Source organism: Paucibacter sp. KBW04 (genome assembly GCF_003852425.1).
In the GTDB taxonomy this organism is placed as follows: Bacteria; Pseudomonadota; Gammaproteobacteria; order Burkholderiales; family Burkholderiaceae_C; genus Paucibacter_A.
This window is the reverse complement of record NZ_QAJN01000018.1, coordinates 145,099-164,331: the sequence shown is the minus strand read 5'-3', so window position 1 is coordinate 164,331 and position 19,233 is coordinate 145,099. Positions and strand designations below refer to the sequence as shown.

General features: G+C 66.6%; 15 protein-coding genes. 7 read left to right on the top strand and 8 right to left on the bottom strand.

All coding sequences use genetic code 11. From position 1 onward, the window contains the following. Positions 1 to 6: 6 nt before the first annotated feature. From DBR47_RS22205 to DBR47_RS22180, 6 genes are read left to right on the top strand one after another with little or no spacing between them, the layout of a single operon-like run. Complete coding sequence (locus tag DBR47_RS22205; RefSeq protein ID WP_124454222.1) at positions 7 to 387, top strand: GPW/gp25 family protein; 381 nt, start codon at positions 7 to 9, stop codon at positions 385 to 387. Then, a complete protein-coding gene (locus DBR47_RS22200) occupies positions 384 to 2,957 on the top strand; it encodes a putative baseplate assembly protein (RefSeq protein ID WP_124454220.1) in 2,574 nt (857 codons plus the stop codon). Before DBR47_RS22205 ends, DBR47_RS22200 begins: the two co-directional genes overlap by 4 nt. Further along, positions 2,954 to 5,596, top strand: a complete 2,643-nt coding sequence (locus DBR47_RS22195) for a putative baseplate assembly protein (protein ID WP_124454219.1) — start codon at positions 2,954 to 2,956, stop codon at positions 5,594 to 5,596. The genes DBR47_RS22200 and DBR47_RS22195 overlap by 4 nt, the downstream gene beginning before the upstream one ends. Continuing rightward, positions 5,593 to 7,659, top strand: a complete 2,067-nt coding sequence (locus tag DBR47_RS22190) for a hypothetical protein (protein WP_124454217.1) — start codon at positions 5,593 to 5,595, stop codon at positions 7,657 to 7,659. The genes DBR47_RS22195 and DBR47_RS22190 overlap by 4 nt, the downstream gene beginning before the upstream one ends. Before the next feature lie 47 nt (positions 7,660 to 7,706). Beyond that, complete coding sequence (locus DBR47_RS22185) at positions 7,707 to 10,949, top strand: DUF6519 domain-containing protein (RefSeq protein WP_124454215.1); 3,243 nt, start codon at positions 7,707 to 7,709, stop codon at positions 10,947 to 10,949. A gap of 27 nt (positions 10,950 to 10,976) precedes the next feature. Next, positions 10,977 to 11,465: a hypothetical protein gene (locus tag DBR47_RS22180; RefSeq protein ID WP_124454213.1), complete on the top strand. Its 489-nt coding sequence runs from the start codon at positions 10,977 to 10,979 to the stop codon at positions 11,463 to 11,465. A 12-nt stretch (positions 11,466 to 11,477) separates the two neighbouring features. Here the strand turns inward: DBR47_RS22180 and DBR47_RS22175 are convergent, their stop codons facing one another. Beyond that, entirely contained in the window at positions 11,478 to 12,731 is a 1,254-nt protein-coding gene (locus DBR47_RS22175) for a glutamate-5-semialdehyde dehydrogenase (RefSeq protein WP_231512455.1), read from the bottom strand. A gap of 188 nt (positions 12,732 to 12,919) precedes the next feature. Here DBR47_RS22175 and DBR47_RS22170 point away from each other — a divergent pair, with 188 nt between their 5' ends. Continuing rightward, on the top strand, positions 12,920 to 13,861 hold the full coding sequence (locus tag DBR47_RS22170) for a GyrI-like domain-containing protein (RefSeq protein ID WP_124454209.1): 942 nt from the start codon (positions 12,920 to 12,922) through the stop codon (positions 13,859 to 13,861). A gap of 238 nt (positions 13,862 to 14,099) precedes the next feature. On the opposite strand, the gene DBR47_RS22165 is transcribed toward DBR47_RS22170, so the two are convergent. From DBR47_RS22165 to DBR47_RS22135, 7 genes are all read right to left on the bottom strand, one after another. Continuing rightward, positions 14,100 to 14,420 (bottom strand): hypothetical protein, encoded by a 321-nt coding sequence (locus tag DBR47_RS22165; RefSeq protein ID WP_197047224.1) that lies wholly within the window; start codon positions 14,418 to 14,420, stop codon positions 14,100 to 14,102. Positions 14,421 to 14,716: 296 nt separating this feature from the next. Further along, positions 14,717 to 15,172: a DUF4262 domain-containing protein gene (locus DBR47_RS22160; RefSeq protein ID WP_124454207.1), complete on the bottom strand. Its 456-nt coding sequence runs from the start codon at positions 15,170 to 15,172 to the stop codon at positions 14,717 to 14,719. 140 nt (positions 15,173 to 15,312) lie between these two features. Next, the gene (locus tag DBR47_RS22155) at positions 15,313 to 16,170 is read right to left on the bottom strand and encodes a hypothetical protein (RefSeq protein WP_124454205.1); all 858 of its coding nucleotides are present in this window, start codon (positions 16,168 to 16,170) and stop codon (positions 15,313 to 15,315) included. After that, complete coding sequence (locus DBR47_RS22150) at positions 16,167 to 16,718, bottom strand: GNAT family N-acetyltransferase (RefSeq protein ID WP_124454203.1); 552 nt, start codon at positions 16,716 to 16,718, stop codon at positions 16,167 to 16,169. Before DBR47_RS22150 ends, DBR47_RS22155 begins: the two co-directional genes overlap by 4 nt. 32 nt (positions 16,719 to 16,750) lie before the next feature. Continuing rightward, complete coding sequence (locus DBR47_RS22145; protein ID WP_197047223.1) at positions 16,751 to 17,617, bottom strand: N-acetyltransferase; 867 nt, start codon at positions 17,615 to 17,617, stop codon at positions 16,751 to 16,753. A gap of 49 nt (positions 17,618 to 17,666) precedes the next feature. After that, entirely contained in the window at positions 17,667 to 18,518 is an 852-nt protein-coding gene (locus DBR47_RS22140; protein WP_231512451.1) for an APH(3') family aminoglycoside O-phosphotransferase, read from the bottom strand. Beyond that, positions 18,515 to 19,231 (bottom strand): bifunctional 2-polyprenyl-6-hydroxyphenol methylase/3-demethylubiquinol 3-O-methyltransferase UbiG, encoded by a 717-nt coding sequence (locus DBR47_RS22135; protein WP_124454197.1) that lies wholly within the window; start codon positions 19,229 to 19,231, stop codon positions 18,515 to 18,517. The genes DBR47_RS22140 and DBR47_RS22135 overlap by 4 nt, the downstream gene beginning before the upstream one ends. Positions 19,232 to 19,233: the final 2 nt, after the last annotated feature.

The following is a 19,233-nucleotide window of genomic DNA, read 5'->3' as shown; positions in this document are numbered from 1 at the left end:
CCAATCATGAGCCCGCCCCTGCAAAACCTGGACTTCCCCTACCACTTCGACGGTCGTGGCCGCACGGCCATCAGCGGCGCGGCCGACCATGTGCGCGATCTGATCGAACAAGTGCTGTTCACCGCGCCGGGCGAGCGGGTGATGCGGCCGGACTTCGGCAGCGGCCTGGCCGCCTTGCTGTTCGAGCCCAATAGCAGCCCGCTTGCCGCCGCCACCCAGGTGCTGGTGCAATCGGCCTTGCAGCAGCATCTGGCCCATCTGATCGCCGTCCACGGCGTCGAGGTGCGCAACGAAGAGGGCGCGCTCAAGGTCGATGTGCGCTACAGCCTGCTCAGCGACCGCCAGTTGCAAGAAGCCAGCTTTAGCGCGCCGGGGGCCACATCATGAGCGTTCCCCTGCTACAGCGCCGCCGCTTCAACTGCTGCGATCTGCGCCGCCTGAACGTGCTGCGGGCGGGCGCGCCCGGCGTCAATGCCATCGAGTTCATCGAGGTGCTGGACCTCGCGGCCCCGCCCGGCGCGCCGCGCCAGCAAACCCTGTTCTTGCGCCTGCTGCGGCCGGCCCCGGCCTTGATGCCGGAGCAGATCAGCATCGAGGGTGGCGAGCGCATCGCCCGTGTCGGCATACTCTGGTGCGCCCCGGCTAACGCCCTTCCCGCACAGGCTGAGCCTGGCTTGGTGGCGGGCCTGGATGAGCTGGCCCGCACCCTGGTGATACGCAGCGAGGGCCATGGCGACTTCTCCACCTACACCCTGCGCCTGCGCGCCAACTCCGGCAGCACGCAGCCGCCCGCCGGTTTTGACCCCAGGCTGTCCAGCATAGAGTTCTCCTTCAAGGTCGAGTGCCCCTCGGAGTTTGACTGCCTGCAGCATTGCGACTGCCCGCCCGAACCCCAGCCCGCCCCGGTGATCGACTATCTGGCCAAGGACTACACCGGTTTCCGCCGCCTGATGTTGGACCGGCTCAGCCTGCTGGCCCCCGGCTGGACGGAGCGCAGCGCCGCCGATTTGGGGCTAACCCTGGTCGAGCTGCTGGCCTATGCCGCTGATCAACTCAGTTATCGCCAGGACGTCATCGCCACCGAGGCCTATCTGGCCACGGCCCGCCAGCGCATCTCCGTGCGCCGCCATGCACGCCTGGTGGACTATGCCCTGCACGAGGGCTGCAATGCCCGCGTCTTTGTGCAGCTGCAGGTCAGCGGCCAAAGCCTGGTCCTGCCCGCGCACAGCCAGCTGCTCAGTCGCTGCCCCGAGCTACCCACCGAGATCGCCCCCGCCAGCCCCGCCCTGCGCCAAGCCCTGGCCAGCGGCGCCCTGGTGTTCGAGACCCAGGCCCCGGCGCGGCTGGACGAGCGCCTGAACGAGCTGCATTTCTACAGCTGGGGCGAGCGCGCCTGCTGCCTGCCACGCGGCACGACCCGCGCCAGCCTGCGCGGCCACCATGCCGAGCTGCAAGCGGGCGATTTGCTCTTGCTGGAGGAAGTGCTCAGCCCCAGCACGTTCACGGAACAAGACCGCGACCCCGCTCACCGCTGGGTGCTGCGGCTCACGCGCGTCACGCTAGGCCAAGACCCCAGCGGCCAGCTTTTTGATGAACCGCCCGTCAACGCCGCCCTGGACCTGACCGAGATCGAATGGGCGGCCGCCGACGCCCTGCCTTTTCCCCTGTGCCTGTCGGTGGCCGAGCGGCCCGAGCTGCGCATCAGTGTGGCGCGGGGCAATGTGGTGCTGGCCGACCATGGCCAGAGCCTGGCCGCTGAAGATCTGGGCAGCATGCCCGCCGCCCGCCTGCAAATCGCCCGCTCGGCGGCCGACTGCGGCTGCGCCAGCGCCGACAACAGCGGGCCGAACTGGATCGCCCCACGCTTTCGCCCCAAGCTGAGCCAGCCCGCGCTCAGCCATGGCTTTGATCTGAGCGGCAGCTCAGGCCCGGCCAGCGGCCTGCTGCTGCAAGACCCGCGCGCCGCCCTGCCGCAAATCCATCTGCTGAGCAGCATCCCCAGCGGCCCACCCGCCGCCCAAGAAGACTGGTGGCCGCGCCAGGACCTGCTCTCCAGCGCCGCCGATGACCGCCACTTTGTCGTCGAGGTCGACGACGCCGGCCGCGCCCAGCTGCGCTTTGGCGACGACGCCCACGGCCGCCGCCCCAGCGAGGGCATGAGTTTTGCCGCTCACTACCGCGTCGGCAATGGCCAGGCGGGCAATGTGGGGGCCGAGGCCATTGCCCATATCGTCAGCGCCAGCAGCGGGGTATTCCTGAGCCTGCGCAACCCCCTGGCCGCCGCCGGTGGGGTGGAGCCCGAAGACCTGGACGCCGCCCGCCGCGACGCCCCCCAGGCCTTCCGCCGCCAAGAACGCGCCGTCACTGCCGCCGATTACGCGGCCGCCGCCGAGCGCCTGCCCGAGGTGCAGCGCGCCGCCGCCGTCTTCCGCTGGACGGGCAGCTGGCACACGGTGCAGATCAGCGCCGACCGCCTGGGCCATAACGGAGAAACCGCACAGGACGCGGCCGCCTTCGGCCTGCGCCTGCGCCGCCATCTGGAACGCTTCCGCATGGCCGGCTACGACCTAGCCCTGCGCGAGCCCCGCTATGTGGCCCTGGACATCGCCTTGCACATCTGCTGCAAGCCGGGCTACTTCCGCGCCGATGTGAAGCAGGCGGTCCAGCAAGCCCTGTCCAGCGATGTCTTGGCCGACGGCGGCCTGGGCGCCTTCCACCCCGACCGCTTCAGCTTTGGTGACAGCGTCTACCTCAGCCGCGTCATCGCCGCCGCCCAGGCGGTGGAAGGCGTGGCCAGCGTGCGGGCCGAGCGCTTCCAGCGCCTGGTCCAGCCCAGCAGCACCAGCCTGGCCGAGGGGCAGCTGCCCATGGCCGCGCTGGAGATTGCCCAGCTGGCCAACAAGGCCAATTTCCGCGAGCGTGGCCGCTTGGTCTTGAATGTAGGAGGTGGCCAATGAGCCTGAGTAACCCCGCGGCTGCCACGGGCTATCGCCCCCCAGGCAGCCAAGATTGCGGCGCCTGCAGCGGCCTGCAATTGCAAACCCCGCAGGCTCACACCAACCGCCAAGGCCTGAGCGATCTGCGCTACCGGGTGGGCGACTACGCCAGCGTGCGCGCCTCCCTGCTGACGCAGCTCAGCAGCAGCCAGTTCCCCGCCCTGGCCGCCCTGAAAAGCCGCGACAGCGACGACTTCACGCTGGCCCTGCTGGACGCTTTTGCCTGCAGCGCCGACGTGCTGAGCTTTTACCAAGAGCGAATCGCTAACGAATCATTTCTGCGTACCGCGACCGAGCGGGTCTCGCTGCAAGAGATGGCCAAGCTGATCGGCTACACCCTGCGCCCCGGCGTGGCGGCCGAAACCTGGCTCGCGTTCGCGCTGGAGACCCCGCCTGCGCCACCGCCCAATTTGCCGCCCGAGCCCGGCAACTTCGTCACCGGCGTGCCCCAGGTCTTGAGCCTGGCCAGCGGGCTCAAGGTGCAAAGCCTGGCCGGGCCGGGCGAGCAGGCCCAGACCTTCGAGACCGTCGAGCCCCTGGCCGAGGCCAGGCCCGAGTGGAATGCCTTGCGGCCCTGGCTGAGCGAGCCCATCACGCCACAACGCTACGCCACCGAAACCTATATCGCCGGGGTGCGCAACAACCTCAAAGCCGGTGACGCCCTGCTCCTGGTGGGGGCCGAATTTGCCAGCAAGCCGGCCAGCAATGCCTGGGATCTGCGCTTCCTCGACGAGGTGGAATTGCAAGCCGCGCAAGACCGCACCCGGCTGCGCTGGCTGCGCGGCCTGGGTTCCATCGCCCCGCCCAGCAATCCTGCGGCCGCGCCATCGCTCTACGTGCTGCGGCGGCGCAGCGCCGTGTTCGGCCACAACGCGCCGAGCTGGCTGGCCATGCCGCTGAGCTACCGCGACAACTATCCGCAAGGCCTGGTTGACGGCAACCGCGCCAGCGAATGGCCGGGCTTCACCCTTTCTCCCGCCGGGGCGAGCCACAGCGGCGGCCATGTCGATCTGGAAAGCCTCGCCCCCGAGATCAGCAAGGGCAGCTTTGCCGTGCTGGCCAAGGGCAGCGTCAACTACGCGGCCGAGCCCGCCCCGCCGGGCAGCTATCTGGAGCTGTACCGGGTGCAAAGCACGGCCGAGGTCTCAAGAGCCGAGTTCGGCCTCTCCGGCAAATTGAGCCGCCTGCATTTGCAGGGCGACAGCTATGCCAGCGAGTTCCAGGACCGCGTGCGCGAGACCAGCGTGTTCGCGCACAGCGAGCCCCTGCAACTGGCTCCCTACCCGGTGGACACGGTGGTCAGCGGCGCACGCATCCCGGTGCTGCTCAGCGCCCAAGGCCTGCTGCCCGGCCGCCGCCTGCTCCTGCGCGGCCAGCGCGTCAGCGATGGCATCACGGTCAGCCTGCAAGCCACGCTGGTGGCCCTGCACCGCCTGGATGCCGAGCGCTGCGAGCTGGAAATCAGCCCCGCCCTGGCCGAGCCCCTGCAGCGCGACAGCCTGGTGGTCTGGGCCAATGTGGTGCTGGCCTCGCAGGGCGAGACGGTGGCCGAGGTGCTGGGCTCCGGCCAAGGGCATTTGAGCCATCAGCGTTTTGAGCTCAAACAAACGCCGCTGTGCTACCGCGCCGCCGATCAAGAGCTGGGCGCCGCCGCCCAGCTCAGCCTGCAGGTGGGCGAGCTGCTCTGGCAGGAGCGGCCCAGCCTGTTTGACGCCGGCCCGAACGAGCCGGTGTTCGCCCTCAGCATCGATGAGCAGGGCCGCCGCTTCGCCCAGTTTGGTGACGGCATCCACGGCGCCCGCCTGCCCAGCGGGGTCAACAATATCCGCGCCCGCTATCGCAAAGGCCTGGGCGCGGCCGGCAATGTGCGGGCCGACACGCTCACCCAGCTGCTCAGCCGCCCGCTAGGCCTCAAGAGCGTGAGCAACCCGCTGGCGGCACAAGGCGGCAATGACGCGGAAGCCGCCGAAACCGCCCGCCAAAACATGCCCCTGGCCACCCGAACCCTGGGCCGGGTGGTGTCGGTGCAGGACTATGAGGACTTCGCCCGCGCCTTCAGCGGCATCGCCAAGGCGCAGGCCCGGGTCATGCAGCTGGGGCCCCGCCGCCTGATTGCGCTCACGCTGGCGGCCCCCGGCGGCGCGGCCATTGGGCCGGCCAGCCCGGTCTGGCAAAACTTGCAAGCCGCCTTGCTGCGCAGCGGCGATCCTCTGGTGCAGGTGCAATTGCTGAGCGCCCAGCTGAGCACCTTCAGGCTGGCCCTGCGGGTCAAGGTGGAGGCAGACCGGGTGCCTGCCCAAGTGCTGGCCGCCGTCGAAGCCGAGCTGCGAACGCGTTATGCCTTCGAGGCCCGCGAGCTGGGCCAGCCGGTGCAGCAGTCTGAGCTGATTCAGCGGGTGCAGGCCTTGCCCGGCGTGCAGGCGGTGGATTTGCGCCTGCTTTACGGCGGCAGCCAGCCCCTGGCCCAGACCCTGGCCTCCAAGCAAGAACGCCTGCTGGCCGCCGCCATGCGGGTGCAGGGTCAGGTCTTGCTAGCGGCCGAGCTGCTCACCCTGACAGCCGGCCCCCTGGATGAGTTGAGCGAGATGAACCCATCATGAGCCCCACCGCCGAACGCCTCTACCAACTGCTGCCCGCCGTGCATCGCATCCGCGATGCCCAGCAGGGCGCCCCCCTGCAAGCCCTGCTCGCCGTGCTGGCGCGCGAGTTGGAGGTACTGGAAGAAGACCTGGACCAGCTGCTGGACGACCAGTTCATCGAAACCTGCGCCGACTGGGTAGCGCCCTACATCGGCGATCTGATTGGCTACCGCCCCCTGCATGGCGTCGTGCCCAGCGTGGCCTCGCCGCGCGCTGAGGTGGCCCACACCATCGCCTTCCGCCGCCGCAAGGGCACGGCACTGATGCTGGAAGAACTGGCCCAGGATGTGAGCGGCTGGCCCAGCCGGGCGGTCGAGTTCTTCGAGCTGCTGGCCACCAGCCAGCATATGCGCCACCCGCGCCTACATGCCCCGGCCTGCGCCGATCTGCGCAATGAGGCCGCCCTGCTGCGCCTGGGCGGCCCCTTCAACAGCACCCAGCACCTGGCCGAGATGCGCCGCCCCGAGGCCGGCTCGGGCCGCTACAACATCCCCAATATCGGCCTCTTTCTGTGGCGCATGCAAGCCCTGCGCCTGAGCGCCCAGCCCTTGCGGCCCGACCCGCTGGACGGCAGCGGCAGGCGCTGGCGGCTCAACCCCCTGGGCGCGGATTTGCAGCTCTTCCGCGATGCCCAGCCCGAGGCGGACATCAGCCAGTTGGCCCAGCCCGCCAACGTGCCCGAGGCGCTGAAGATTCGCCTGCTGGCGCAAGACCCAGGCCTGGACTACGGCCCCGGCAAAAGCATCCAGCTGCTGCGCCCACCGGCCACGCCGGTGCCGCTGAGCGAGATCCGCATCTGCGATCTGCGCGACATCCTCGACATCAACGGCGTGCTCATCGCCTGGAACCACGAGAACGATCTCGTCCCAGGCCAGATCGGCCTGGACCCCGAGCGCGGTCGGGTGCTGCTGGGCGCGGCCAGCGACGGGCCTCTGCTGGCCACATTCCACTACGGCCAGCCCAGCCTGATCGGCGGCGGCGAATACGCCCGCCAGCCCGGCGGCGCGGAGCTAGGCACGCAGCGCAGCGTGGCCCAATCCCAGGCCTGGCAGCCCGCGCTGGACGATCTGCGCCAGGGCGGCCGCCTGCTGGTGCAAGACAGCCTGCGCTATGAGCAGGACCCCAGCATCGAAATCGACGCAGTGACGAGCCCCGGCGCCAGCGGCCACAGCCTGGTGATCAGCGCCGCCCAGGGCTGCCGCCCCCTGCTGGCCGCCAGCGGCGATCTCACGCTGAATTTAGGCGCTCGCTCGCAAGTCCTGATCGAGGGCCTAGTGATCAGCGGCGGCGCCCTGGTCCTGCCCCTGGGCGCGGACAGCGAGCCGCGTGAAATCACCCTGCGCGATTGCACCCTGGTCCCCGGCCTGACGCTCAATCCCGACGGCAGCCCCGCCTCGCCCGGCGCGCCCAGCCTGCGCGTGCTCCACCCCTTTGCCAAGATCAGGCTGGAGCGCTGCATCTGCGGCCCTCTGCAAGTGGTGGCCGGGGCCACGGTGACGCTGCAAGACTGCATCATCGACGCCGGCTCGCCCAGCAACACTGCCTTCGATGGCGACGGCCTGGGCCAGGCCGGGGCCGAGCTGAGCACGCTGCAATGCACCCTCATCGGCAAGGTGCATGCCCAGCTGCTGCGCCTGGTGTCCAACAGCATTCTGCACGCCAGCTTAGGCGCCGCCCCCGCCGAAATCTGGGCCCATCCGCTGCGGGCGCAGCGCCGCCAGGAGGGCTGTGTGCGCTTCTCCTACATCCCGCCGGGTTCGATCACGCCGCGCCGCCACCACTGCCAGCCCAGCCAGGAGCAGCCCGCTGTGATCCCGCAGTTCAGCAGCCTGCGCTACGGCGAGCCCGCTTATGGCCAGCTGCGCCGCGCCAGCGGCAAAGCCTTGCTGGAGGGCGCCGACGACGGCAGCGAGATGGGCGTCTTGCACGAGCTGTTCCAGGCTCAGCGCGAAAGCAATCTGCGCCTGCGCCTGGACGAATACCTGCGCTTTGGCCTGCACGCCGGGCTCTTTTTCGCCAATTGATTGATTGATTGATTGATAGACCGATTGATGGACCGAGGACTCTCACCATGAGCACCGATCTCTCCCGTATCCGCCACAACCCGCTGCTCGATTACGCCGGCCTGAACCTCAAGCAAGGGGCCGTGCTGTTGGACGCCGACGCCAATGAGCTGGTGGCCCTGATCGACCGCCGCCTACGCGCCCTGGCCAGCGACACCCTGGGGCCGGCCACGGTCTCCGCCACCACGCCGCAGGCCTTCAAGATCAGCGCCGTGGCCGGTGGCCTGCAGATCGAGAAAGGCCGTTTGTACGTGGACGGCCTGCTGGCGGAGAACCATGGCGCGCCCTCGGCGCTCAACGCCAAGCGCCTGTTCGACCCCTTGCTGGCTGAAGCCCAATTCGCCGACCCGCTCAGCTACGCCCAGCAGCCCTACTGGCCCCAGCCCGCCGCCCTGCCCACGGCCGGGCGGCATCTGGTCTATCTGGATGTATGGCAGCGCGAACTGACGCATTTGCAGCAGCCCGATCTGGTCGAATCCGCCCTGGGCGTGGAAACCAGCTCGCGCCAGCAAACCGCCTGGCAGGTTCGGGTGCTGGCGAATGAGGCCGCCAACAGCAGCTGCGCCACGCCGGACGCCGACCTGCCCGGTTGGGCCGCTGTGATCGCGCCCTCCAGCGGGCGGCTGAGCAGCGGCAGCTACGAGGTTGCCCCCAGCGACAACCCCTGCGAGCTGCCGCCCACCGGCGGCTACCGGGGGCTGGAGAACCAGCTCTACCGGGTGGAGATTCACGACCCCGGCCAGCTGGGCACGGCCACCTTCAAATGGTCGCGCGAGAACGCCAGCGTGGCCACGGGCGTGGCCAGCATTGTCTCGGCCAGCGTGCTGGAGCTGGACAGCCTGGGCCGCGACGAGGTGCTGCGCTTCAACAGCGGGGACTGGGTGGAAATCACCGACGATTGGCGCGAGCTGAACCAGCAGCCCGGCGAGATGCGCCGCATCACGGTGGATGACGCCACCCGCCGCATCAGCTTCAGCCCCGCCCTGCCCGCCGCGCTCCTGCCCGCCGTGCTGCCCGACAGCACCCAGGCCCGCGCCCGCCATCTGCGGGTGCGGCGCTGGGATCAGAAAGGCAAGGTCTTCCGCACCGATGCCAGCGGCACGCCGGTGCAGCTGCAGGACCTGGACGCCGCCGCATCCAGCGGCCTGATCAGCGTGCCCGCCAGCACGGTGACGCTGATGCTGGAGCATGGCATTACCGTCAATTTCAGCGTCAGCGATCCGGCCGGGCGCGGCTTCAAGAGCGGGGACTTCTGGGTTATTGCCGCCCGCACAGCGGACGCTTCGGTCGAGATCCTGGACCGCGCGCCGCCGCGCGGCGTCCACCATCACTACGCCCGTTTGGGCATCTGGGATGTGGCCGCCGGCAGCGTCAGCGACTGCCGCCACCCCTGGCCCCCCGAGGGCGGCGGAGGCGACTGCATGTGCACGGCCTGCGTCACCCCCGAATCCCATGCAAGCGGCCGCCTGACGATACAGATGGCGGTGGACCGGGTGCAGAGCCAGGGCGGCACGGTCTGCTTGCACGAGGGTGACTATGTCTTGCTGGATGCGGTCCGCATCGCCGGGGCCAACTCCTTGCGCATCCACGGCCAGGGGCCGGCCAGCCGCCTGATCACCCCCGGCGGTGCCTTCCTGATCGAAGCCAGCGCGGCCATCGCCATCGAGGGCTTGAGCGTGCTCTCTCTGGGCCGCGACGCCGCCATCGCCGTACGCACCGCCCTGGGCCTGCGCTTGGCCGATCTGCTGCTGGCGGTGCTGGGCAATAGCGACTTCCGATCCCCGGCCATTGCCCTCAGCGGCCTGGTGGGCGCGGCCGAGATCAGCCACAACCTGATCCTGGCCAGCACCGGCATTCAGGCCCTGGAGCCCAGGGTCAAGGAAGCGCCCGAGGCCTTGATCTGCGCCGGCTTGCGCATCTGCGACAACATGATGAGCTGTGCCGAAGCCGGCCTGCAACTGCGCGGGGCCGTCGTCCATTTGCTGGACAGCCGCATCAGCGGCAACCAAGTCATGGCCTGCCACGAGGTCGGCCTGGCCGCCGGGGGCTATGCCGCCCCCGGTGCGGCCCTGCGCATCAGCGACAACCAGCTCGGCCTGCACGGCAGCGGCATACGCTGCGCCACCGACGGTGCCTTCATCAGCCAGAACAAGCTGCAATGCAGCCGCGATGGCGAGCGCGTTTTGAACGGCGCAGGCATTGAGTTAGGCCTGGGCCTGGACAAAACCGGCAGCGACCAGGCCCACATCCTGTCCAACCAGATCAGCGGTTTTGCCGAGGCCGGCATCTTGATCACCGCGCCGGTCTCCAGCTTGCTGATCAAGCTCAATCTGATCGACCATTGCGGCAATGGCATCGTCATGCGCGATGCCGCCAGTGCGCAGAGCCTGGTGATTGAGAACAACCAGATCAGCGCCATCGACAGCCTCAGCGGCGGCCGCGACACCGACCCCGAGCGCCTGCTGCTGGGCATAGGCTTGCAGCGCAGCGATCAAGTCACCGTGGCCGGCAACAGCCTGCGCGGCATCGGTTTGCGAGCGGGCCAAGACAAGCAGTTGGTGGCGGGCATTCATGCCTTTGACGTGGCCCATCCACGCCTGCTGCACAACCTGCTCAGCGATATCGGCCCGCAGGATGAAGTCGCCAGCGGCTTTGGCGGCGCGGTGTTGGGCCTGGCCTTGCGCGCGCCGCTGGAGCAGGCCGAGGTCTTGGGCAACCATGTGGAGCGCGATCTGCAAAGCAGCGAGGCCCCCAGCCGGCTCAACGTCCTGGCCCTGCTGATCACCGGCTTGACGCAAGCGCCCGGCCTGGCTGGCCAGGCGGCGGTGGGCGCGCAGCGGGCCGTCAAGCTGGACGAGCGGCGCAGCCTGGTGATGCAGGCCGGCCGGGCCTTCATCCGCCAAGCCCGCAAGCTGATCGCTGGGGACGCCCTGGCCGCCGAAGGCGTCTGCGCCTCGGTGCTGGGCAATACCTTGAGCGCGCGCGGCCGCAGCCCGGCCGTTTACATCCAAGCCGAGGGCGAGCTGCTATTCAGCGACAACCGCTGCGAGCTGCGCGCCAACCCCGGTGAGGTGGTGGTGCAACTGGACAGCCCCATCGTCCTCCTCAGCGCCAACCGGGTGCGCGGGGGCGAGGTGTCGATCCAGGTGCAAGACAAAAACGCCCAGGTCACGGCCCTGGGCAATATCACCACGCGCAGCATTCAGGCCCCGCTCAAGGCGGAAATGCAGCCGCTCAACCTCATTGCCTAACGCGAGCATTCGTCGGAGTCAAACACCATGCGTTTCATTCACCTCAACAAGGCCGCCGATCTGCAAGCCTTGAGCCAGCAGCTGGGCAGCGGCAACAGCAGCGCGCTGGCCCAAATCAAAAAGCTCAACCCCCATCTGAACCTGGCCAAGCTGGAACTGGGCAGCATGTTGCTCTTGCCCGAGGGCAGCGAGCTGGGCACAGGCAAGGCCGCAGGCGGCGACAGCTTGGCCGCCTTTCAAGCCCAGGCCCAGGCGGGGCTGGCTGCCTTGAGCCAACGCGCCCGCTTGCAGGCCGAGACCTTGAAGACCGAGAAGCAGGACCTGAGCAGCGCGCTCAAAAGCGCAGGCCTCAAGCGCCTGCAGGAGGGCGACCCAGCGCTCAAGAAACAGCTCGAATCAGCCGCGGTGCAGGCGGCTGCCGATCAAAAATCCGCGGAAGCCACAGCCAAACAGCTGGAGGCCATGGACAAGCTACTCAGCACCGAGCTGGGCCGCATGGGCAAGTTCCTGGGCTGAAAAAAGTCACCGTCAGCTCCGCACCTCGCCCTGGCCCAACACCACCCACTTCAGCGAAGTCAAACCCTCCAGACCGACGGGGCCGCGGGCATGCAGCTTGTCGGTGGAGATGCCGATCTCCGCGCCCAGGCCGTACTCAAAGCCATCGGCAAAACGGGTGCTGGTGTTGACCATCACGCTGGCCGAATCGACCTCGCGCAAAAAGCGCATGGCATGGGCATGGTTGGTGGTGAGGATGGCATCGGTGTGGTGCGAGCCATAGCGGTTGATGTGTTCAATCGCCTCGTCCAAGCTGTCCACGACCTTGATGCTGAGGATGAGCGCCAGGTATTCCTCGCTCCAATCGGCCTCGGTAGCGGCGCGGATTTTGGCGCCCTTGATGGGGCCTAGCAGGGCCAGAGTACGCGGGCAGCCGCGCAGCTCCACGCCCTTGTCGGCCAGCAGGTGGCCGACGATGGGCAGAAAGTCGGCCGCGCTTTCCACATGCACCAGCAAGGACTCGGTGGCATTGCAGGGGCTGACCTTTTGCGTCTTGGCGTTGACGATGATCTTGAGCGCCTGATCAAAGTCCACCTCAGCATCGACATAGCTGTGGCAGTTGCCGTCCAGATGCTTGATCACGGGCACCTTGGCCTCGGCCGTGATGCGCTCGATCAAGCTCTTGCCGCCGCGCGGGATGATCACGTCCACATGCTCGGGCGCGGTGATCAGCAGGCCCACGGCAGCGCGGTCGGTGGTCTTGATCAGCTGGACGGCGGTGCTAGGCAGGCCTGCCTCGGCCAGGGCCGCCGAGACGATTTCGGCCAGTGCCAGATTGGAGTGAATCGCCTCCGAGCCACCGCGCAGAACGCAGGCATTGCCGCTCTTGATCGCCAGCGAGGCGGCCTCGATGGTCACATTGGGGCGGCTCTCATAAATCATGCCGAACACGCCCAGGGGCACGCGCATCTGGCCGACCGAGATGCCGCTGGGCCGGCGCTTGAGGCCGCTGATCTCACCCACCGGGTCGGGCATGGCGGCGATCTGCTCGCAGCCCAGGGCCACGGTTTCGATGATCTCGGGCGTGAGCTTGAGCCGGTCCACCAGGGGCGCGGCCAGGCCCGCCTTTTTGGCGGCGGCCACATCCTTGGCATTGGCCTTGGCCAGACCGCTGCCGGCCGCGCGCAGGCGCCGCGCCAGGGCCAGCAAGGCCTTGTTCTTGGGCGCGGTGGGCGCAGCGGCCATCAGGCTGGCGGCTTGGCGGGCGGCCTTGCCTAAATCCTGCATATAGACGCTCAGGTCCGGGGCGCTGCTGACAGGCTTGGCTGCAGATTTGGCAACGGTTTTGGCGAGGGCTTTGGCGGGGGCTTTGTTCTTGCTCATGCCCCGATTCTCGGCCATGCGCACGGCGGGACGCTTAGCAAGTCAAGAACGGTCAGGTCAAATCACGCGTAGGCAGCTAGATTCAAGCCACGATGAAGACCGATTCTTTGACCCCGCCGAGCCCCGCACAGCGAATGCACGCCCGCATGCAGGCCGTGCTGAGCCAGATCGACCGCCAACCCGAGGCGGCGCTGAACTTGCAAGCACTCAGCGCCCTGGCCGCCAGCTCGCCCTGCCATTTCCACCGCCAGTTCCGCGCCCTGCTAGGCATGCCGCTGGCGAGGTATGTGCTGATGAGCCGCATGCAAAGAGCCGTGGCCTGGTTGCTGCACCGGCCGCAGCTGACGGTGCTGGAGATTGCCCTGGCCTGTGGTTATGAGAGCCCGGAGAGCCTGAGCCGCGTTTTTCGTCGTGAACTGGGGCTCACGCCCTCCGCCCTGCGCCGCAGCGCGCGCCAGCCCGACTGGCCCGCACTCGCGCAGTTCCAAGCCTTGACCGAGAATTTTCACGCCATGATGAATAGCAGCCCTTCGAGCGATGCCGCCGACTTCCAAGACCAGGTTCGCATCCTGCCCCAGCAGCCGGCCATTCCCATCGCCTTGCTGATCCACCAAGGCCCGCCCGCGAACTTGCCGCAAAGCCTGCAGCGCTTTCGCGACTGGCGGCGCGAGAACGGCCTGCCGCCCAGTCGCAGCGCCACCTACAACATCCTCTTCGACGACCCCGAACAGGTGGACCCACAACTTTGGCGCATCGGCCTGGGTGCCGGCCTGCCCGAGGGCCATCGTGGCGAGTTGGCGGGCAACAGCCAAGGCCTGGAAGCGTCCGAGCTAGCGGCTGGCCGCTGGGCCTGCTTAAGCCACCAGGGCACGGACGCCGCCCTGTTCGACAAGGTCTTGCGGCTCTACCGCGACTGGCTGCCCGCCAGCGGCGAGACCCTGCGCGATCTCCCACCCGTCATCCGCCGCATCAGCATGGAGCCGGATGTGCCGAGTCAGGAGGCGCAGAGTGAGATTTGGATGCCTTTGCGATGACTTGTGCAAACCCGCAACTCACACGTCTCGGCCTAGTGCCTGACCGCTTCGGGGTTGCGCCCATCCAAGCACCTTGGAACCTCGAGGACGCAGCGCTGAGCGAAGTGCGTTTGCAACATCGTCATCTCCTTTGTCGCACCTAAAGTAGCCCACATCGAACGCGAAGTCGTCGTCAAGAACGGAGGCCACCCGTCAAACTCCCAGCGCCCGGGGCCTGCCACAAATTGAGGCCTACAGGCTACTCAACAAAGCCCTGCGCCTTGTAGCTTGCGTAGCCAGCTTCGGTGAGTGCTGCCAGCTCCTGAAAAAAATGGGGGTCCACGCTAACGAAGTTGAAGCAAGACTTGCCCTGCATCCGTGCCCTGAGCGCGGGAGACACGGTGGCCAGCAGCTCGGGCTTGACGTAGATGGGCATCAAATGAAAGCTGACGTAGGACTTCTTGATCTGCACGGCGCCGAAAAACAGCGGCTTCTTGTTCTTCTGAAAATGCCGTGTGTCCAGGTACAACTCATGCTCATCATCCCGGCTGGGTACGAGCTTCGCAGCATAGGGCAACATGAGTTCTCGAAGCGCAGCGAAGACTGCATTCAGGTCTGACATGTGGGAACCCTCGGTCCAAGTTTGAAGCGATGGGGGTTGCGAGGCCAAGTGTTTGGGCGAACCCTCCAGGGCCGACAAAACCTCTTGGTGAAAATGTACTGTGCCCCAACGCCCGAGCCAGAATGTTCTGCCGACGGCTGACTTTCGCCGAAGCTATGGCGAAGTTCGGCAATGCGGCAATGGGGACATTGAAACGTGGCGGGCTTGCGCGGCAGGGCCCGAATTGGTCAGCGTCAGCAACGGCTGACATACGCTCACGAACAGAGCGCACCGAGCAGCGGCTGATTGGCCCGAAACAAGGTGTCCGCTGCCGAGTCCCAGGGCCATACGCCACTCGTGCTGGGCCAGATCAACTGCAGCGCCTCGAAATCCGGCCCGCCGTGTAACCAAGTGGCAGACCGCATGTACTCAGCACGGTGCTCCCGGTCAACCGGGCCGAACTGGACATCAAAGCCACTCAAAAAGCCACCGTACAGGATGCCAGGCGAGAACGTCTCTCCAGCGTGCACTCTGCGTCTGTATTCGTTCACCAGCCAATGCCCAAGCTCGGGCGGTAGCCCCACCACAATCAGTTCGGCTGCTTGGCAGGTTTTCACGATGCCAATGGAGTAAGTGAACGGCGGCTCATCCCCATCGGGGTCAAAGACGGACGTCACACTACATCCCCATGTCTCGATATGGGCATGAATGTCTCGCTCGTAGTCGTTCATTTCCTCGCACCCTTGCAACCGAATTGAAGGCAAACGTCTGGGGAGACGTGCATGAAGCTGCGAGTCTGCACGATCCCCCAAGAAGTTCGGGACCATGAATCAGCGACACCCATCCATGAACATGTCCCCTTCCTACCCTTTCAATCGCCAGCGATTCGCTCCTGTCTTGGCCGCAGAAAATGGCTCGTCAAATCGCGCCCAATCGCGCGCGCGGCGGCGATCATCAGCCAGAGGAAAAAGAGTGGCACGAGCAGTGTTTGCAGAAGAAACACCACCATCAGCTGAACCAAATCGTCAGTGACTCGATTCGCGGCTTGTTTCAGATCTTCAAACTTCGCGCCGAGGTCGGGCGGGGTGACCGCGCTCTTGAATCGGTCCAGCAGAGAAGGGGCTTTGATTACGTCTTGTTGTTGCTGCTGTTTGCCGACAGAGGAGTGGAGCTGATTCATGTCCGCAGCGGCCAGATCAAGGCCTTGCTGATGGCTCTGGTAGCTCTCGTGCAAGAAATACTTGAAGACCGCATGGCTGCCCAGCAAAGCCACAGGCACAACGAAGCGGATCAAGAGCAGAACGATCAAGGCCGCACGACAAATGCGAGGCAAGCGCCAGCGCATCAAGACGGCAAGCGCCGTACCAAGAATCGCCGCGACGACGCAGACTTTCACAAGGAGATGGCCGCCCATCGCAAGCAGCACTTTCTGAACGCCCATGGACACCAGCGCGACCAGCATCAAGGTCGAAAACTGTTCGACGATGTCATTGATAGGGTCCAGCGCTTGGCCAATGGCAATCGTCACTCCAACGCTGATGGAGAACTCCTGCAGAACTGAGATCGCCGCATTGATCACCCGTGCAGTAGCAAACGTAGCCATCGCACGCCGGATCCCGGCATCCAGCTCTTGACTGGCTTGTGCGTCGAGTTGAGGAAACCAAGCGGCAGCAGCCGCCGCAAGCAGCAATAGAAGAGTGAGCGCAGTTCGCCAAGAAATAGGGTTCATTTCGGCAGAATAACCCGACGACTCATCAAAACGTAGTCCAACACCTGCCCATCGATCTTGAACATTGCAGGGATCAAGCCCGTCTGCACGAAGCCGGCCCGCGCATACAAGCGCCGCGCTTTTTCATTGCCGGCCAGCACCTGCAGATCGACCCATTCCAGACCCGCCTCGTCCCGGGCCCAGCTCAGGGCATGCGACAGCAAGGCTTGCCCCAAACCGGCTTGCCGGAAGTCCCGGTCCACACCCATGCCCAGCAGGCAGCGATGTTCGGTGTGCGGCTCGGCCAGGGCGCGTAGATCGACATGGCCGGTGATGCGCTCTTGCGCATTCAGGCTCACCCAAGCTCGCCGCCAACCTGGCTCCGTGAGGGCTCGACCCAAGGCAACCCGGAATGCCGCTATGCGCGTTTCTGAGAAAAACGAAGCCTGGCGAGGCAAGGGCTGGAAGTAGCCCGTGCCGACGGCGCCGTTGTCCGAAAGATGATTGTTCAGATAGCTAGCGAAGCCATCAAACTGTTCTTCACCAATGGCTTGAATATGAATTTTCATCGATTGCTAGCTTTAAAAATGCACAGGCAAATTCAGCCGACAGACAAATCTCGCAGCATCCACAGCTGATGCAAGCCCTGCCGCTCAAAGCCCAGCTCGCGCAAGGCCTCGCCGCCCAGCTCGGGTCGCTGCAGGGCCGGCACGCGCAGCGTGCGCTGTGGGTAGCGGGCGGCCAAAGTTTGCAGCAGCACCCGGGCATCGCGCTGGGCGGGGCCGGAGACGTCCAGCAGGCTGCTGATCTGCAGGCTGTGGACATCGGGCAGAGCGAACATCAGCTGGGCGCGGCCCCAGCGCCATGTGTGCAAGGCGCTTTGGCGCAGGATGGGCGGCGAGACCTGCAGGGGCAGATCGGGCGGGGCCTGCTCTTGCAACCAGTCCAGCGCATCGGCCGGCCGGGCGATCTCGTGGACCGGGTGATCCAGGCCGCCGATACGGCCGGGCTCGGCCAGATAGCCATGCAACTCATGTCGCGCCACAAAGCCTCGGCTTTGATACAGACGCAAAGCCCGCTGATTCTGCGCAAACACCTCCAGCTCCACGGCCGCCTGGCCCTGGGCCGCAGCGCGCTGAACAAAATCGTCCAACAAGGCTGGGGCGGCCCCGCTACCGCGCGCGGCCGGCAAGGCGCCCATGGTGGCCAGGCGCCAACGGCCCAGCTCGGGGCGTGGCGCCACCAGGGCAAAGGCCAGCAGCTCGACGCCGGTTTGCTCATCCAAGCCCACCCGCAGGGCCGCGCGGCTCAAGCTCAGGTCCACGCCCTGGCGCTGCAAGAAAGCGGGCCACTGCTCGGGCGTGGGTTCAAAAGGGCCGATCAGATAGTCGGCAAAGGCCGCGACAAAGGCTTGCCGCAAGGCATCGGGCGGCAGCGCCAGCGCCGGCAGAATTTTGTGTGGGCTCATGTCTTGCGCTTGCATCGGAAGGCTTGCTCAGATGGAAAGCTGGGGCGGGCTAGAAGAACTCGTCAAGGCAGAGATGCAAGGCAATTTTGTGCGGGTCTGGGCTTGGAATGCCGTAGGCCGAGACAAAGGCTTGTTGCGCGGCCGAGCCAAACTCCTGCAGGCAATTCCAGGCAATCGCCAGGTCCTGATAGCGGTCGGCCACCCCCAGGCGGCCCAGATCGATCACGCCGCTGACCTCACCGGCCTCATCGAGCAAGATGTTGTCGAGGGAATAGTCGCCATGGGTCAGCACCAGTTCGGTCTGCATGGGCAGCAGGGCCTGAAGCTGCAGCCAGACCTGCTCGGCCGTCTGCCCGGCGCGATCCGCATCAAAGTCTTGGGCATCGACCAGACCCGCCTCCAGGCGCCGCCGGGCCTGAGCCAGGCGAATCGGCAGCTGGGCATTGAAGGCACAGGCCTCGATAGGCAGGGCGTGCAAGCGGGCTAGAAAGGCGCCCAGGGCCTGGGCGATCTCGGCGGCCTGCTCGGGCCGCTGCCTCAGGCATTCGTAGGCGCTGCGCCCCGGTACGGCGGCGCTCAGCAGCCAGGCTTCCTCGCCATCCCACTCGAAACCCAGCAGTTGATTCGTGGGCAGAGCCTGGCCCAGCCAGCGCAGGCGGGCGGCCTCGTCAAACAAGGCCTCGGCCACCTCGCCACGACCCTGCTTCAGATACAGGTCCTGCTGATTGGGAGCTGGCTTGTGCAGGCGGTACACGGCCGCACCGGCCTGGCCCACGCGGTTGCGCCGCCACTGCCAGTGCCGCAGGCGCTGCGCCAGGCTGGGCGGCAGGGCCGGCGCCTCGCAGACCTGCTCGCGTGCGGAGCCGGGCTGCAAGCGTTCTTCGGAAATGGTGTGGCTCAAGCGTAGCCTCCTCTTGCTCGTTCTTGTGATGTGTCGTGGGCCAAGCGGGCCTCTGCCCACAAGCCCTTTTCGCCATGCCATTGCACCTTGCCAAAACCCTGCTCGGCCAACAAGGCTTCGATGGCCTCAGCCTCCAGGGCCTGAGCCGTGAAGCTCTGCGTCCAGCGCTCGCCAAAAGCTTGGTAGACCAAGGTCATGGTGAGCAGATTGCCCTGGCGGCTGACGCCTTCGGCCGCGTACCGGACGCCGTCTCGCTCGGCCAGAAAGCCGGTTTGCACGGTGCGCAGCCAGCTCGGGTCGTGGCGCTTCAGATAAAACACCCCACCCGCCACCAGATGCCTGGCCGCGCAGCGGACGAAGGCGCTGCGCAGATCGGCATCTGGGTGGTTGATCAGATGGCTGGGCAGCAGCACAACGTCGAAGCGCTGGGGCAAGGCAATGGCTTCAATTGACGCATGAACGCCGCTCACCGTGGGCGGCAGATGGCTCAGCATCGCGGCGGAATCATCGACGCCGACGACGCGATGGCCGGCTGCAGCCAGACGGGCGGCCAGCCGGCCGCTGCCGCAGCCCAGTTCCATGACGCTTGAATGGGCCGGCAGCAGACCCATGATCTCGTCCAGCTCGCCCAGATAAGGCAGGCGGCGATAGAACTCGACGGAGCAACCGTCATTCGTTTGCTCGCCCGGCCCGCTGCCAGAAAACTTGCTCATTT

Coding starts and splice junctions, on each gene's coding strand:
- DBR47_RS22205 (WP_124454222.1), top strand. CDS start 7: ATGAGCCCGCCCCTGCAAAACCTGGACTTCCCCTACCACTTCGACGGT.
- DBR47_RS22200 (WP_124454220.1), top strand. CDS start 384: ATGAGCGTTCCCCTGCTACAGCGCCGCCGCTTCAACTGCTGCGATCTG.
- DBR47_RS22195 (WP_124454219.1), top strand. CDS start 2,954: ATGAGCCTGAGTAACCCCGCGGCTGCCACGGGCTATCGCCCCCCAGGC.
- DBR47_RS22190 (WP_124454217.1), top strand. CDS start 5,593: ATGAGCCCCACCGCCGAACGCCTCTACCAACTGCTGCCCGCCGTGCAT.
- DBR47_RS22185 (WP_124454215.1), top strand. CDS start 7,707: ATGAGCACCGATCTCTCCCGTATCCGCCACAACCCGCTGCTCGATTAC.
- DBR47_RS22180 (WP_124454213.1), top strand. CDS start 10,977: ATGCGTTTCATTCACCTCAACAAGGCCGCCGATCTGCAAGCCTTGAGC.
- DBR47_RS22175 (WP_231512455.1), bottom strand. CDS start 12,731: ATGCAGGATTTAGGCAAGGCCGCCCGCCAAGCCGCCAGCCTGATGGCC.
- DBR47_RS22170 (WP_124454209.1), top strand. CDS start 12,920: ATGAAGACCGATTCTTTGACCCCGCCGAGCCCCGCACAGCGAATGCAC.
- DBR47_RS22165 (WP_197047224.1), bottom strand. CDS start 14,420: ATGTTGCCCTATGCTGCGAAGCTCGTACCCAGCCGGGATGATGAGCAT.
- DBR47_RS22160 (WP_124454207.1), bottom strand. CDS start 15,172: ATGAACGACTACGAGCGAGACATTCATGCCCATATCGAGACATGGGGA.
- DBR47_RS22155 (WP_124454205.1), bottom strand. CDS start 16,170: ATGAACCCTATTTCTTGGCGAACTGCGCTCACTCTTCTATTGCTGCTT.
- DBR47_RS22150 (WP_124454203.1), bottom strand. CDS start 16,718: ATGAAAATTCATATTCAAGCCATTGGTGAAGAACAGTTTGATGGCTTC.
- DBR47_RS22145 (WP_197047223.1), bottom strand. CDS start 17,617: ATGAGCCCACACAAAATTCTGCCGGCGCTGGCGCTGCCGCCCGATGCC.
- DBR47_RS22135 (WP_124454197.1), bottom strand. CDS start 19,231: ATGAGCAAGTTTTCTGGCAGCGGGCCGGGCGAGCAAACGAATGACGGT.